This is a genomic window from Pseudomonas sp. ADAK13 (assembly GCF_012935715.1).
Taxonomy (GTDB): Bacteria; Pseudomonadota; Gammaproteobacteria; order Pseudomonadales; family Pseudomonadaceae; genus Aquipseudomonas.
Genome location: NZ_CP052860.1, coordinates 2,413,397 through 2,426,911, shown reverse-complemented (window position 1 = coordinate 2,426,911; position 13,515 = coordinate 2,413,397). Strand labels below are relative to the sequence as shown.

Below are 13,515 nucleotides of genomic sequence, written 5' to 3'. Positions count from 1 at the left end.
GCGGATTACCCTCGGATGGCCCAGAAAGCCAGGTTCAACCCCGGGAACTGGCCGGCGATGTGAAACGCAAAACCACCGGAATTACTCAGTTGCTGCCAGTGCTCGCTGCCCCGGTCCAGCTCGTAATAGGTGGAGCCTGCGTGGTACGGAATCTGCCGTGGCGCCACCGGCAGCGGCAGCAGGCCGATGCCCGGCAGTTGCAGGTTGACCAGGTCGCGGATGTGTTCCACCGAGCCGACTTTGCTTTGCTGGCCGAAGCGCGCGCGCAGGGTTTCGCCCGGCACGTCGGCGCGCACCACCAGGATGAAACTGGCGCTGTCGATCAGGGTTTTGTCGGCCAGCATCGCCACGTGCACGCCGTAGGCTTTCTCGACAATCGGGATCGGCGTGGCCTTGCTGTCGATCAGCATCGACAGCGCCTCGCGCAGGGCCTGCATCACCGGGGTGAAGCTCAGGCTCAGGTCGTCGTGCTGGTAGTGCGGGTATTCGTGGGGGCGGCGGCCCGTGGTGGAGAAGGTCGAGAACTCGCCGGCCAGGCTCACCAGTTCGCTGAAAAAACGCTCCGGGTGCAGCGGGCTCAACTGGCTCAGGTGCTGGATCAGCGGCTGGGCGCGGTTGACCAGCTGCAGCAGCATGAAATCGGCAATCTCCGAAGCGCCACCGGCGCCCGAGGCCACCACGCGTCCGGCCAACGCTTCGCCACGCTGGTGCAGCAGGCCCAGCAGTTCGCTGCGAAACGCGGTCAGTGGTTTGCTGGCCGCCACGTCGAGTACCGGCGGGATGTAGCTGTCATCCAGCACCAGGGCGCGGTCGGCGCGTTTTTCCTTGATGCGCACCAGGCCGATGGCGGCGTAATCGCTGATGCCATCCTGGGCGGTCAACAGGCGCAAGGCGCGGGCGCCGACCGCCACCGGGGCACGGTTTTCGAAGGGGGCATTGTCGTCGCGCACTTCCCGTACCTGGCTGACATAGCGCGCCGCTTCCAGGGCTTCGCCTTCGTCGACGGTGTCACGGGCGCCGGCACGCTTGAGGGGCAACGCCAGGTACACCAGGCCATCGCGCAGGCTGTCGTCGATGTTCAGCGGGCTCGGCGCCACGTCATCCTGGGGGATATTGAACGGCGTGCCATCAGGCAACAGACCGCGCGCCGAGACGATCGCCAGCTTGCCCTGGGCCAGCAGGCCCTGGTCGATCAGCAATTCGGAGAAGCCCCAGGCCCCGGCCGACAGCGGGCGGCTGCGCGCATCGATCAGGTTTTCCAGGTAACGGTCATGCTGCTGGAAGTGCTGCGTTCCGATGAACATGCCTTCCGACCAGACCACGCGATTGTTCCAGGACATGGGGGCTCCGATTCTTATTGGGCAGGGCTGGATGGGGGAACCACGACGTCGGCACGCACGGCATGCACATCGAGGCTGATCTGGTATTCGGTGTACTGGCGCGCTGGCACATTGAGTACGGTGCGCCACTCGGCGCGGTCCAGTTCGCGATAGCCCACCAGCAGGCCGATCTGGCGCGTGGACGGGTCGAGATCGCGCTGGACGCTCAGTTGCTGGCCGGGCTGGATCACCACTTCGTCCTGGTCGAGCAGGTCGAGGCCGAGGGTCGACTGGGCGCGATCGGCCAGGGCGAAGTAGTCGGAACGGCTGAAGGTGGCGGCGTTTTTCAGTTCGAAAATCCGCACCCGCACCGGGGCTGCCTGGCCATTGGAACCGGGGTTGAGCCCGGAGATGGCGTGAAAATGCAGCTCGACGGCGGCGGTGTCTGCCTCAGCCTCGGGGGCCTCGGGTTTGGCTGCATCCTTGGCACACGCCGTCAGCAGAAGCGCGGTGGCGACTGCGAGTAAAAACCTGGGAATCATCCTGCGTCCTCAATGACGTACTTAGCTATCCGTTATTCCATTGTTGCGATGCGGCGGTGTTTTTAGCGTCGCTGTCGGGTGCTGTGCTCTTCGTAGGCACGGCTGAATTCACGCCCGAACAGGTCCTGGAAATCTTCCTGGGCTTCGCGGGAAATATTGCTGTAGAGCTCGGTGAACTGCTGCCAGTACTGGGCCTGGCGCGAACCGTTAAAGAGGCTCGACAGCCCGCCGGGCTTGCCCATGCGCTCTTCGAGCTGCGCCGGTTCGAAGCGTGTCAGCAGGTGTTTGATGGCGGCTTCGACCCCGGCCATGACGGCCAGTTGGTGAGCACGCAGATCGTCGAAACTGTCGCGCACGGCCACGTCCGGCGCCATAAACGCCTGGTTGCTGTGGCGTAGCAGCAGCAGTAACGCTTCATCGGCATTCGGGGCGAATTTCAACGGGTTGTTTTCCACCGGTTGAATCACCGTCTGCTGCATGCGGAACTCGCCCTTGAGGCTCGCGCGAGCACGCAACACGTCAATCAGGCCTTCGACCATCAGCCGGTAGCTGCGACCGATACTTTCCATCTGGGCTTCAGCCTGAGCCTTGTCCAGGCGCAATGCGTCGAGGCCCGCGCCGCGCAGGAAGGCTTGCAGTAAGTCGGGTGGGTTGCCGTCGGCCACCGGGAGCGGTTGCTCGACCTTGGAGGGCTCGATGATCGGTGGAGGCGGCGGTGCAACCGGCTTAGGTGCCGGGGCATCGCCAAACAGGTCCCAGTCTTCGGGAATCACCGAGCCCGAGACCACGGGCGCCGGCGGCTCAGCCACGGGCAGCGGCGTCGGTGGGCGGAAGTCGTGTTGTTCGGCCGGCACGTGATCGTGCACGGTGGCCGGCGGGACGCTGGTGGGCGCGAGGAAATCGAACAGGTCCGGCAGGGTGTCCATCGACGAGGCGCCCTGGAACTGCGGCGCGATGACCGGTTGCGGCGTCGGGGCCTTCACGGCGGCGCCCATCAGGGCTTCGAAGCTGTTGGATGAGTCGCCGGCAAACGCCGGGTTGTCTGTCACTTTCAGGTTGAAATCGATGCGCGCCTGGATTTCGTAATCACCGATGCGGATCAGTTCGCCGTCGTGTAATGGCTCGCTGTTTCCCCGGCGCAAACGAATACCGGCATGCACTAACTCAACACCATTAGTGCTGTTATCAGTTAAATAATAACGACCCTCTTTGTACTGAATAACGCAATGTTGCGTGGAAACCAGGCGCTCGGGATCAGGCAGTATCCAGTCATTTTCGGAACCGCGGCCAATAGCCATCACTCCCTGTTCCATGGACTTTTCAGGGCACTGGCCAGGGGTAATCTTGTGATAACTAGTGATAGTCAAGCACAGCGACATCTTGCCTCCTTGCTGATACTTCGCGCGCGGCCATCTCCAGGGAGAACGGCTCCCGAGAGATCCACGACAGATCCTTCCAATACCTTGAAAGCCTGCTTCAACCCGCGTAATTGCTGATCTTAACCGGCCTCTATGACAAAAATCCTGCCCCGGCACCTGCTTCGACTGATCAGTCGCACAAGATGTTAAGCACCGCACATCTGTCATAGAGGGCGAATAGCTTACCTTGACAAGGCATAAGTACTACACCAAAAATGCACAACTTCTTGAACACCAATGATGGCACTTTGAAATCAGCACGATGTCAAAGCGCTTAATATGACCAAGAAAACATGCAAAGTTCCTCGCGCAACTAATGCATGAATTGCCCGCCATCTAACGGGCTGATAGGGAGATCGAATTTAGTGGATGTGCCTCTGCTGCTCGCCGCCGTTTCCGCGACTTCGCCTTGTGGCGAAGACTTGGAATATGACGCCGATTATTTGCATCTTGAGCGTGCCGCACAGGGTCAACCCGAGCGCAGCATGGGCGACTCGATCCTGCCTGCCGAACCTCCGGAATGGCGCAGCATCCAGCAGCAAAGCCTCGACCTCCTGCAGCGCAGCAAAGACCTGCGCATCACCCATTTCCTGTTGCAAAGCGCCCTCGCCCTCCAGGGTATTGCGGGGCTTGCCGACGCGCTCACACTGATCAACGCGCTGCTGCGCGAATACTGGGCCGACCTGCATCCGCGCCTGGATGCCGATGACGACAACGACCCCACCGTGCGCATCAACGCCCTCAGCGGCGTGGCCAGCGACGCGAACATTCGCCTGCTGCGCGAAGCCATTCTCACTCGCTCGCGCACCTTCGGCCCCGTCAGCCTGCGCGCCGCGCTGAATGCCAGCGGGCTGCAACCTTTCCCCGGCGAAAACCTCGGTGCCGAACAGCTCAACGGGGCTTTCCTCGACAGCGACGCCGAGCAACTGCAAGCCACCCGCGACGCGCTGAACGCCGCCCGTACGGCCTGCGAAGCCATCGAACAACACGTCAGCGACCAGGTCGGTTCCGCCCAGGGCGTGGACCTCGGCCCCTTGAAGCAACTGCTCAAGCAGGCCGTGCAGATACTCAATCAATACGCCCCGCACAGTGGCGCCGCCAGCGAGCCCGAGGTTGTCAGTGACGACAATGCCCCCTCGGTTGAATACGCTGCCGCGCCCGTTGCAGCACGCCCCAGCGGCGACATCGCCAGCCGCGATGAAGTGCTGCGCAGCCTCGACAAAATCCTTGCGTACTACACCCGGCATGAGCCTTCGAGCCCGCTGCCGGTGTTGTTGAACCGGGCGAAGAATCTGGTGCACGCCGACTTTGCGGCCATCGTGCGCAACCTGATTCCGGACGGCATGTCCCAATTTGAAAATCTGCGTGGGCCGGACAGCGAGTAAGCGTACGGATCGCGCAGTTACAACACCGTCGCTCAAGCGACCAGGAGCAGCAACGTGGCGAAGCAAAGTTCTCAGAAATTCATCGCGCGCAACCGTGCGCCTCGGGTGCAGATCGAGTACGACGTCGAGCTCTACGGCGCCGAGAAAAAGGTCCAGCTGCCCTTCGTCATGGGCGTGATGGCCGACCTCGCCGGCAAGCCCGCCGAGCCTCTGGCGCCTGTGGCCGACCGCAAGTTCCTTGAAGTGGACGTCGACAACTTCGACTCGCGCCTCAAGGCCATGCAGCCACGCGTCGCGTTCCACGTGCCCAACGAGCTGACCGGCGAAGGCAACCTGAGCCTGGACATCACCTTCGAAAGCATGGACGACTTCAGCCCCGCCGCCGTGGCGCGCAAGGTCGACTCGCTGAACAAGCTGCTCGAAGCCCGCACGCAACTGGCCAACCTGCTGACCTACATGGACGGCAAGACCGGCGCTGAAGAAATCATCATGAAAGCAATCAAGGACCCGGCATTGCTGCAGGCCCTTGCGAGCGCGCCGAAGCCGGCAGGGGACCAGTAATCATGACCGAGAATACCGCCCGCGAAGGCGCCCAGAACCTGGGCGCTACCGAAGAAACCAGCGAGTTCGCCTCGCTGTTGCTGCAAGAATTCAAACCCAAGACCGAGCGTGCTCGCGAAGCCGTGGAAACGGCCGTGCGCACCCTGGCCGAGCAGGCGCTGGCCCAGACGGACCTGGTGTCCAACGACGCCATCAAGTCGATTGAGTCGATCATCGCCGCCATCGACGCCAAGCTCACCGCCCAGGTCAATCAGATCATCCATCACCAGGATTTCCAGCAACTGGAAAGCGCTTGGCGTGGCCTGCACTACCTGGTGAACAACACCGAGAGCGATGAGCAACTGAAGATTCGCGTGCTCAATATCTCCAAGCCGGACCTGCACAAGACCCTGAAGAAATTCAAGGGCACCGCGTGGGACCAGAGCCCGATCTTCAAGAAGATGTACGAAGAAGAATACGGCCAGTTCGGTGGCGAACCTTACGGTTGCCTGGTGGGCGATTACTACTTCGACCAGTCGCCTCCCGACGTGGAGTTGCTGGGCGAACTGTCGAAAGTCTGCGCCGCGATGCATGCGCCGTTCATTGCCGCTGCCTCGCCCACCGTCATGGGCATGGGCTCGTGGCAGGAACTGTCGAACCCGCGCGACCTGACCAAGATCTTCACCACCCCGGAATACGCCGGCTGGCGCTCCCTGCGTGAATCGGAAGACTCGCGCTACATCGGCCTGACCATGCCGCGCTTCCTGGCGCGCCTGCCGTACGGCGCCAAGACCGACCCGGTGGAAGCCTTCGCCTTCGAAGAAAACACCGACGGCGCGGACAGTTCCAAGTACACCTGGGCCAACGCCGCTTACGCGATGGCGGTGAACATCAACCGTTCGTTCAAACACTTCGGCTGGTGCTCGCGCATCCGTGGCGTGGAGTCGGGCGGTGAAGTCGAGAACCTGCCAGCCCACACCTTCCCGACCGATGACGGCGGCGTGGACATGAAGTGCCCGACCGAAATCGCCATCAGCGACCGCCGTGAAGCGGAACTGGCGAAGAACGGCTTCATGCCGCTGCTGCACAAGAAAAACACCGACTTCGCTGCCTTCATCGGCGCCCAGTCGTTGCAGAAACCGGCCGAATACGATGACCCGGACGCCACCGCCAACGCCAACCTGGCCGCACGCCTGCCGTACCTGTTCGCCACCTGCCGTTTCGCCCACTACTTGAAGTGCATCGTGCGCGACAAGATCGGCTCCTTCAAAGAGAAGGACGAGATGCAGCGTTGGTTGCAGGACTGGATCCTCAACTACGTCGACGGCGACCCGGCGCACTCCACCGAAACCACCAAGGCCCAGCATCCATTGGCCGCTGCCGAGGTGATCGTGGAAGACGTTGAAGGCAACCCGGGGTATTACAACTCCAGGTTCTACCTGCGCCCGCACTACCAGCTCGAAGGGCTGACCGTGTCGCTGCGCCTGGTATCGAAACTGCCTTCGGCGAAAGGCGCGTAATAAAGATCCGCCGGGATCGGGCTTTTTGTGGGAGCCGGGCTTGCCCGCGATGCAGGCGACGCGGTCTGTCAGTCAGACCGCAGTGATGCCATCGCGGGCAAGCCCGGCTCCCACAGAAAAGCACCGCCCTTGGGTTAACCAAATATCGTGGCTGAGACCACACAGGGAGAAAACATGGCTGTTGATATTTTCATCAAGATCGGCGACATCAAGGGCGAGTCCATGGACAAGGCCCACAAGGACGAAATCGACGTACTGAACTGGAGCTGGGGCATGGCCCAGTCCGGCAACATGCACGTGGGCGGTGGCGGCGGCGCGGGCAAGGTGAATATCCAGGACCTGTCGCTGACCAAGTACGTCGACAAGGCCTCGCCGAACCTGATGATGCACTGCGCCAGCGGCAAGCACATCGACAAGGTCACCCTGACCGTGCGCAAGGCCGGCGGTGAAAGCCAGGTCGAGTACATGATCATCAACCTGGAAGAAGTGCTGGTGACTTCCCTGAGCACCGGCGGTTCGGGCAGCGATGATCGCCTGACCGAAAACGTCACCCTGAACTTTGCCCAGGTGATGGTGGACTACCAGCCACAGAAAGCCGACGGCACCAAAGACGGCGGCGCGATCAAGTTCGGCTGGAACATTCGCTCCAACACCAAACGCTGATTGCCCCTGTAGCCGCCGCCCCAGGCGGCGGCTGCAAGCCCCCTGTTCCTCTCGCAACCCGTCCGTGGAGCTGCTTTGGTGGTAACTGAAATTGCTTCCCGCGATCGCCTGCAACCGTCCCTGCTGGACCGGTTGACCGACGATGACCCGACCAATCCCAAGGAAAGCGCCGACAAACGCGTGCTGTCCCTGAGCCAATTGAAAGCCTCGGTGCTGCGTGACCTGACGTGGCTGCTCAACACCACTTCATTGCTCAACGCCGATGCCACGCTGCACACGCCCGCCGGTACGTCGGTGGTCAATTACGGGCTGCCGGCGCTGGCGGGCAACAGTGTCTCCAGTGTCGATGTGAGTGCCCTGGAAGCCTTGATCCAACAGGCTATCGCCACCTTCGAGCCACGTATCCTGCGCCATACCCTGCGGGTCAAGGCACGCGTCGGCCATGGCGAAATGAACCATAACGCCCTGAGTTTCGAGATAGAGGGCGACCTGTGGGCGCAGCCGGTGCCGTTGCGCCTGTTGCTGCAAACCGACCTGGACCTGGAGTCCGGCCATGTGCGTGTGGTGAACGCCGACCAGCGGAGGCGCCCATGAACCCGCGCCTGCTGGAGCTGTACAACCAGGAACTGCACCACGTGCGCGAAAGCGCCGCAGAGTTCGCCAAGGAATACCCGAAGATCGCCAGTCGGCTGACCCTGTCCGGCATGGACTGCGCCGACCCGTACGTGGAACGCTTGCTCGAAGGTTTTGCTTATCTCACGGCGCGGGTACAGCTCAAGCTCGACGCCGAGTACCCGACCTTCACCCACAACCTGCTGGAAATCGCCTACCCGCACTACCTGGCACCGACCCCGTCGATGACCGTGGTGCAGTTGCAGGCCGATCCCGATGAAGGCTCCCTGGCCAGCGGTTTTCCGCTGCCCCGCGATACGGTATTGCGCGCCGCACTGGGCCGCGAAACCCAGACCTGCTGCGAGTACCGCACCGCTCACCCGGTGACGTTATGGCCGTTGCAAGTCGCCCAGGCCGAATACTTCGGCAACCCGTCCGCAGTGTTGGGGCGCCTGGCCGCCAGTGAACCCAAGGCCAAGGCCGGCCTGCGCCTGACCCTGCGTACCGGCGCCGAGTTACCGTTCAACAGCCTCGCGCTGGATAACTTGCCGCTGTACCTCAGCGGTGCCGACGAACAACCGTTCCGCCTCTACGAACAACTGCTGGGCAATGCCTGTGCGGTGTTCGCGCGCAAGCCCGGCGGTGATTGGGTGGAACGCCTGCCGCCGGATGCCTTGCGCTCCCGGGGTTTTGACGACGCCGATGCCGCGATGCCGGTGGTGCCGCGCGCCTTTCAGGGCTATCGCCTGCTTCAGGAATACTTCGCCCTGCCCCACCGTTTTTTGTTCGTCGAGTTCGCGGAACTGAGCCGCGCGGTAAAACGCTGCGACGGCCAGGAGCTGGAACTGATTGTGCTGTTCGACCGTCACGATCCGAGCCTGGAAGGCAGCGTCGGCAAGGCGCAATTCGTGCCGTTCTGCACGCCGGCGATCAACCTGTTTCCCAAGCGGGTGGACCGGATTCACTTGTCCGAGCGGGTCAACGAACACCACGTGATTGCCGACCGCACCCGGCCGATGGATTTCGAGATTCACTCCCTCAGCGGTATCACGGGCCACGGCACCGGCCCGGAGCAGCCATTTTTGCCGTTCTACGCCGTGCGCGATCCGTCGCGCTACGGTCGTGACCAGGCTTACTACACGGTACGCCGCGAACCCCGCGTGTTGTCGAGCGACCAACGCCGCAACGGGCCGCGCTCCACCTACGTGGGCAGCGAAACCTTCGTCAGCCTGGTGGACAGCCAGCAAGCGCCATACCGCCATGACCTGCGCCAACTCGGCGTGACTGCGCTGTGCACCAACCGCGATTTGCCGCTGTTCATGAGCGTAGGCAATGGCAAAACTGACTTCACCTTGGCCGACAGCGCGCCGGTGCTGGCGGTGCGCTGCGTCGCCGGGCCGAGCCGCCCGCGCGCCAGCCATGCCCATGACGCCAAGGCCTGGCGCCTGATCAGCCAGTTGTCGTTGAACTACTTGTCGCTGAGCGAGCAAGGCCAGGGCGCCGCCGCACTGCGCGAGCTGCTGCGCCTGTATGGCGACAGCAACGACGCCGCCCTGCAACTGCAGATCGAAGGCCTGCGCGAGGTCCGCAGCAAAGCGGTGACCCGCCGCCTGCCGATGCCCGGCCCGATCGTGTTTGGCCGGGGCCTGGAAATAACGTTGGAATTTGATGAAAACGCGTTCCGCGGTACCGGCGTGTTCCTGCTCGGTGCGGTGTTTGAACGGTTCCTGGCACGCTACGTGTCGATCAACAGTTTTACCGAGACGGTGATCCGTACCACCGAACGCGGCGAGATCATGCGATGGAAAGCCAAGCCCGGACGCCGTCCGACCCTGTGAGTACCCTGGATGCGATGCATCAGGAGCCCTGGGAATATGACTTCTTCCAGGCGCTGCGCCGTATCGAGTGCGAATCGCAAGACCTGCCGCGCCTGGGGCATTCCCTGCGCCTGGCAGATGATCCGTTGCGCCTCGGGCAGCAGGCCGATTGCACCTTTGCCCCGGCCACACTGGCGTCGGTCGAACCCGGCGCTGAAGGCAAACCGGCACGGCTGGAGCAGTTCTTTTTTGGCCTCGGTGGCCCCAACGGCCCGCTGCCGCTGCACATTACCGAGTACGTGCGCGAGCGCCAGCGCAACAACGCCGACAGCACCAGCAAGCGCTTCCTGGATGTGTTCCACCACCGTCTGCTGACCCTGTTTTATCGGGCTTGGGCCGAGGCGCGACCCACCGTCAGCCATGACCGCCCGGACGATGATTACTGGTCGGCGCGCCTCGCCGCCTTGAGCGGTCGCGGTACACCGAGCCTGCTCAACCAGGGCCTGATCCCCGACACGGCGAAACTGCATTACAGCGGCCATCTGTCGGCGCAAACCCGCTACCCGGATGGCCTCAAGGCGATTCTCGGTGAGTACTTCGGCCTGCCGGTGGAGATCGAAGAGTACGTCGGCCAATGGCTGGAACTGCCCGAGCGCAGCCGTGTGAGTGTCAGCGCCAATCAGTTGGGCGTGGACTTTTGCCTGGGCAGCCATGTGTGGGACCGCCAGCACAAATTCCGTATCCGCCTCGGCCCACTGACGCTCGATGACTACATGGGCATGTTGCCCGGCAGCCAGCCGTTCAACGAGCTGGTGGCCTGGGTCGCCGAATACCTGGGCCATGAACTGGACTGGGACCTGAACCTGGTTTTGCAACAACCCGAAGTGCCGGCGCTGCAACTCAATGGCCAGTTCCGTCTGGGCTTCAACACCTGGCTCGGCCAACCCGGGCACGACGCCAACGACCTAATCCTGGCCCGGCATTACGCCGAACACGCCAACACCTCAAGGAATCCAGAGCATGGGTGAAATCAGTCGCGCCGCACTGTTCGGCAAACTCAACAGCGTGGCCTACAAGGCCATCGAAGCCGCCACCGTGTTCTGCAAGCTGCGGGGCAACCCGTACGTGGAACTGGCCCACTGGTTTCACCAGTTGCTGCAACTGCAGGACTCGGACCTGCACCGCATCATTCGTCAGTTCAACGTCGAGCCGGCACGCCTCGCCCGCGACCTGACCGAAGCCCTGGACCGCCTGCCCCGTGGCTCGACGTCGATCACCGACCTGTCGTCCCACGTGGAAGAAGCCGTCGAACGTGGCTGGGTCTACGGCAGCCTGATGTTTGGCGAAAGCCAGGTGCGCACCGGTTACCTGGTGCTGGGGATTCTCAAGACGCCGAGCCTGCGCCACGCGCTCCTGGGGTTGTCGGGGGAGTTCGACAAGATCAAGGCCGAAGCCCTGAGCGAGCGCTTCGATGAATACGTCGGCGACTCGCCCGAAAATGCCTTGAGTGCCAGCGACGGTTTCAACGCCGGCGCGGTGCCCGGCGAAGCCAGCGGCGCCATGGCCCCCAGCGCCATGGGCAAGCAGGAAGCCCTCAAGCGCTTCACCGTCGACCTGACCGAACAGGCCCGCAGCGGCAAGCTCGACCCGATCGTGGGGCGTGACGAAGAGATCCGCCAACTGGTGGACATCCTGATGCGTCGGCGCCAGAACAACCCGATCCTGACCGGTGAAGCCGGCGTCGGCAAGACCGCCGTGGTCGAAGGTTTCGCCCTGCGCATCGTCGCCGGTGACGTACCGCCGGCACTGAAAGATGTGGAACTGCGCAGCCTGGACGTGGGCCTGCTGCAAGCCGGCGCCAGCATGAAAGGCGAGTTCGAGCAGCGCCTGCGCCAGGTCATCGAAGACGTCCAGGCCTCGCCGAAACCGATCATCCTGTTTATCGACGAAGCCCACACCCTGGTGGGTGCCGGTGGCGCCGCCGGCACCGGTGACGCGGCCAACCTGCTCAAGCCTGCACTGGCCCGCGGCACCTTGCGTACCGTGGCCGCCACCACCTGGGCCGAGTACAAGAAGCACATCGAAAAGGACCCGGCCCTGACCCGCCGTTTCCAGGTGGTGCAAGTGGCCGAGCCGTCGGAAGACAAGGCGCTGCTGATGATGCGCGGCGTGGCCTCGACCATGGAAAAACACCATCAGGTGCAGATCCTCGATGAAGCCCTGGAAGCCTCGGTGAAGCTGTCCCACCGCTACATCCCGGCACGCCAGTTGCCGGACAAATCCGTCAGCCTGCTGGACACTGCCTGCGCCCGCGTCGCCATCAGCCTGCACGCGGTGCCGGCGGAGGTCGACGACAGCCGCCGGCGTATCGAGGCGCTGGAGACCGAGCTGCAAATCATCGCCCGCGAGCATGCAATCGGCATCGCCATCGGTGCGCGTCAGACCAACAGCGAAGCGCTGCTCAGCGCCGAACGCGAGCGCCTGGCGACGCTTGAAACCCGCTGGGCCGAAGAGAAAACCCTGGTGGACGAGCTGCTCGCCACCCGTGCGACGTTGCGTGAAAAAGCCGGTGTCGTGGACAGCGATGCGGGTAACAACGAAAGCGATGAACTGCGTGCCAAGCTGGTGGACCTGCAACAGCGCCTCAGCACCCTGCAAGGTGAAACCCCGCTGATCCTGCCCACCGTGGATTACCAGGCCGTGGCCTCGGTGGTCGCCGACTGGACCGGCATCCCGGTGGGCCGCATGGCCCGCAACGAATTGGAGACGGTGCTCAACCTCGACCAGCACCTGAAGAAACGCATCATCGGCCAGGACCATGCCTTGCAGATGATCGCCAAGCGCATCCAGACCTCCCGCGCCGGCCTCGACAACCCAAGCAAGCCGATTGGCGTGTTCATGCTCGCCGGCACCTCCGGCGTGGGCAAGACCGAAACCGCCCTGGCCCTGGCCGAAGCCATGTACGGCGGCGAGCAGAACGTGATCACCATCAACATGAGCGAGTTCCAGGAAGCCCACACCGTGTCCACCCTCAAGGGCGCGCCACCGGGTTACATCGGCTACGGCGAAGGCGGCGTGCTGACCGAAGCCGTGCGGCGCAAACCCTACAGCGTGGTGCTGCTGGACGAGGTGGAAAAAGCCCACCCGGACGTGCACGAGATCTTCTTCCAGGTATTCGACAAGGGCGTGATGGAAGACGGCGAAGGCCGGGTCATCGACTTCAAGAACACCTTGATCCTGCTGACCACCAACGCCGGTACCGAGCTGATTTCCCGGGTCTGCAAGGACCCGGCGAACATCCCCGAGCCAGAGGAAATCGCCAAGGCCCTGCGCCAGCCGCTGCTGGAGATTTTTCCGCCGGCGCTGCTCGGCCGCCTGGTGACCATTCCGTACTACCCGCTGAGCGACGAGATGCTGAAAGCGATCACCCGCCTGCAACTCAACCGCATCAAAAAGCGCGTGGAGAACACCCACAAGGTCGACTTCAACTACGACGACGATGTGGTAGACCTGATCGTGTCCCGCTGCACCGAGACGGAGAGCGGCGGGCGGATGATCGACACCCTCCTGACCAACAGCCTGCTGCCGGACATGAGCCGCGAATTCCTCACCCGCATGCTCGAAGGCAAGGCACTGGCAGGCGTGCGCATCAGCACACGGGATAACGAATTGCACTACGACTTCAGCGACGCGGCATAA

General features: G+C 63.0%; 11 protein-coding genes. 8 read left to right on the top strand and 3 right to left on the bottom strand.

Annotation, left to right across the window (positions count from 1 at the left end):
• Nucleotides 1-5: 5 nt before the first annotated feature.
• The 3 genes from tssK to tagH form a co-directional block, all read right to left on the bottom strand.
• A complete protein-coding gene (tssK, locus tag HKK54_RS11220; RefSeq protein WP_169386818.1) occupies nucleotides 6-1,340 on the bottom strand; it encodes a type VI secretion system baseplate subunit TssK in 1,335 nt (444 codons plus the stop codon).
• Between the two features lie 14 nt (nucleotides 1,341-1,354).
• Nucleotides 1,355-1,861 carry a type VI secretion system lipoprotein TssJ gene (tssJ, locus tag HKK54_RS11215; RefSeq protein ID WP_010168262.1) on the bottom strand — a complete coding sequence of 169 codons (507 nt, stop codon included), beginning with the start codon at nucleotides 1,859-1,861 and terminating at the stop codon, nucleotides 1,355-1,357.
• A gap of 62 nt (nucleotides 1,862-1,923) precedes the next feature.
• Complete coding sequence (tagH, locus tag HKK54_RS11210; RefSeq protein ID WP_169386817.1) at nucleotides 1,924-3,240, bottom strand: type VI secretion system-associated FHA domain protein TagH; 1,317 nt, start codon at nucleotides 3,238-3,240, stop codon at nucleotides 1,924-1,926.
• A gap of 404 nt (nucleotides 3,241-3,644) precedes the next feature.
• Between tagH and tssA the strand changes: the two genes are divergently transcribed.
• The 8 genes from tssA to tssH all read left to right on the top strand — a co-directional run bounded on the left by tssA (nucleotide 3,645) and on the right by tssH (nucleotide 13,515).
• On the top strand, nucleotides 3,645-4,664 hold the full coding sequence (tssA, locus tag HKK54_RS11205; RefSeq protein WP_169386816.1) for a type VI secretion system protein TssA: 1,020 nt from the start codon (nucleotides 3,645-3,647) through the stop codon (nucleotides 4,662-4,664).
• A gap of 54 nt (nucleotides 4,665-4,718) precedes the next feature.
• Nucleotides 4,719-5,225, top strand: a complete 507-nt coding sequence (tssB, locus tag HKK54_RS11200) for a type VI secretion system contractile sheath small subunit (protein WP_010168268.1) — start codon at nucleotides 4,719-4,721, stop codon at nucleotides 5,223-5,225.
• A gap of 2 nt (nucleotides 5,226-5,227) precedes the next feature.
• On the top strand, nucleotides 5,228-6,724 hold the full coding sequence (gene tssC / locus HKK54_RS11195) for a type VI secretion system contractile sheath large subunit (RefSeq protein WP_017476732.1): 1,497 nt from the start codon (nucleotides 5,228-5,230) through the stop codon (nucleotides 6,722-6,724).
• A gap of 174 nt (nucleotides 6,725-6,898) precedes the next feature.
• Nucleotides 6,899-7,387, top strand: a complete 489-nt coding sequence (locus tag HKK54_RS11190) for an Hcp family type VI secretion system effector (RefSeq protein ID WP_003213345.1) — start codon at nucleotides 6,899-6,901, stop codon at nucleotides 7,385-7,387.
• A gap of 78 nt (nucleotides 7,388-7,465) precedes the next feature.
• Nucleotides 7,466-7,981 (top strand): type VI secretion system baseplate subunit TssE, encoded by a 516-nt coding sequence (gene tssE / locus HKK54_RS11185; RefSeq protein ID WP_010168272.1) that lies wholly within the window; start codon nucleotides 7,466-7,468, stop codon nucleotides 7,979-7,981.
• On the top strand, nucleotides 7,978-9,837 hold the full coding sequence (tssF, locus tag HKK54_RS11180; RefSeq protein WP_010168274.1) for a type VI secretion system baseplate subunit TssF: 1,860 nt from the start codon (nucleotides 7,978-7,980) through the stop codon (nucleotides 9,835-9,837). Before tssE ends, tssF begins: the two co-directional genes overlap by 4 nt.
• Nucleotides 9,801-10,844, top strand: coding sequence for a type VI secretion system baseplate subunit TssG (tssG, locus tag HKK54_RS11175; RefSeq protein WP_169386815.1), 1,044 nt, complete (start codon nucleotides 9,801-9,803; stop codon nucleotides 10,842-10,844). Before tssF ends, tssG begins: the two co-directional genes overlap by 37 nt.
• Entirely contained in the window at nucleotides 10,837-13,515 is a 2,679-nt protein-coding gene (gene tssH / locus HKK54_RS11170) for a type VI secretion system ATPase TssH (RefSeq protein ID WP_169386814.1), read from the top strand. The genes tssG and tssH overlap by 8 nt, the downstream gene beginning before the upstream one ends.

Excerpts from the sequence above, each read along its gene's own strand:
- tssK (WP_169386818.1), bottom strand. The coding sequence starts at position 1,340 with ATGTCCTGGAACAATCGCGTGGTCTGGTCGGAAGGCATGTTCATCGGA.
- tssJ (WP_010168262.1), bottom strand. The coding sequence starts at position 1,861 with ATGATTCCCAGGTTTTTACTCGCAGTCGCCACCGCGCTTCTGCTGACG.
- tagH (WP_169386817.1), bottom strand. The coding sequence starts at position 3,240 with ATGTCGCTGTGCTTGACTATCACTAGTTATCACAAGATTACCCCTGGC.
- tssC (WP_017476732.1), top strand. The coding sequence starts at position 5,228 with ATGACCGAGAATACCGCCCGCGAAGGCGCCCAGAACCTGGGCGCTACC.
- HKK54_RS11190 (WP_003213345.1), top strand. The coding sequence starts at position 6,899 with ATGGCTGTTGATATTTTCATCAAGATCGGCGACATCAAGGGCGAGTCC.
- tssF (WP_010168274.1), top strand. The coding sequence starts at position 7,978 with ATGAACCCGCGCCTGCTGGAGCTGTACAACCAGGAACTGCACCACGTG.
- tssG (WP_169386815.1), top strand. The coding sequence starts at position 9,801 with ATGGAAAGCCAAGCCCGGACGCCGTCCGACCCTGTGAGTACCCTGGAT.
- tssH (WP_169386814.1), top strand. The coding sequence starts at position 10,837 with ATGGGTGAAATCAGTCGCGCCGCACTGTTCGGCAAACTCAACAGCGTG.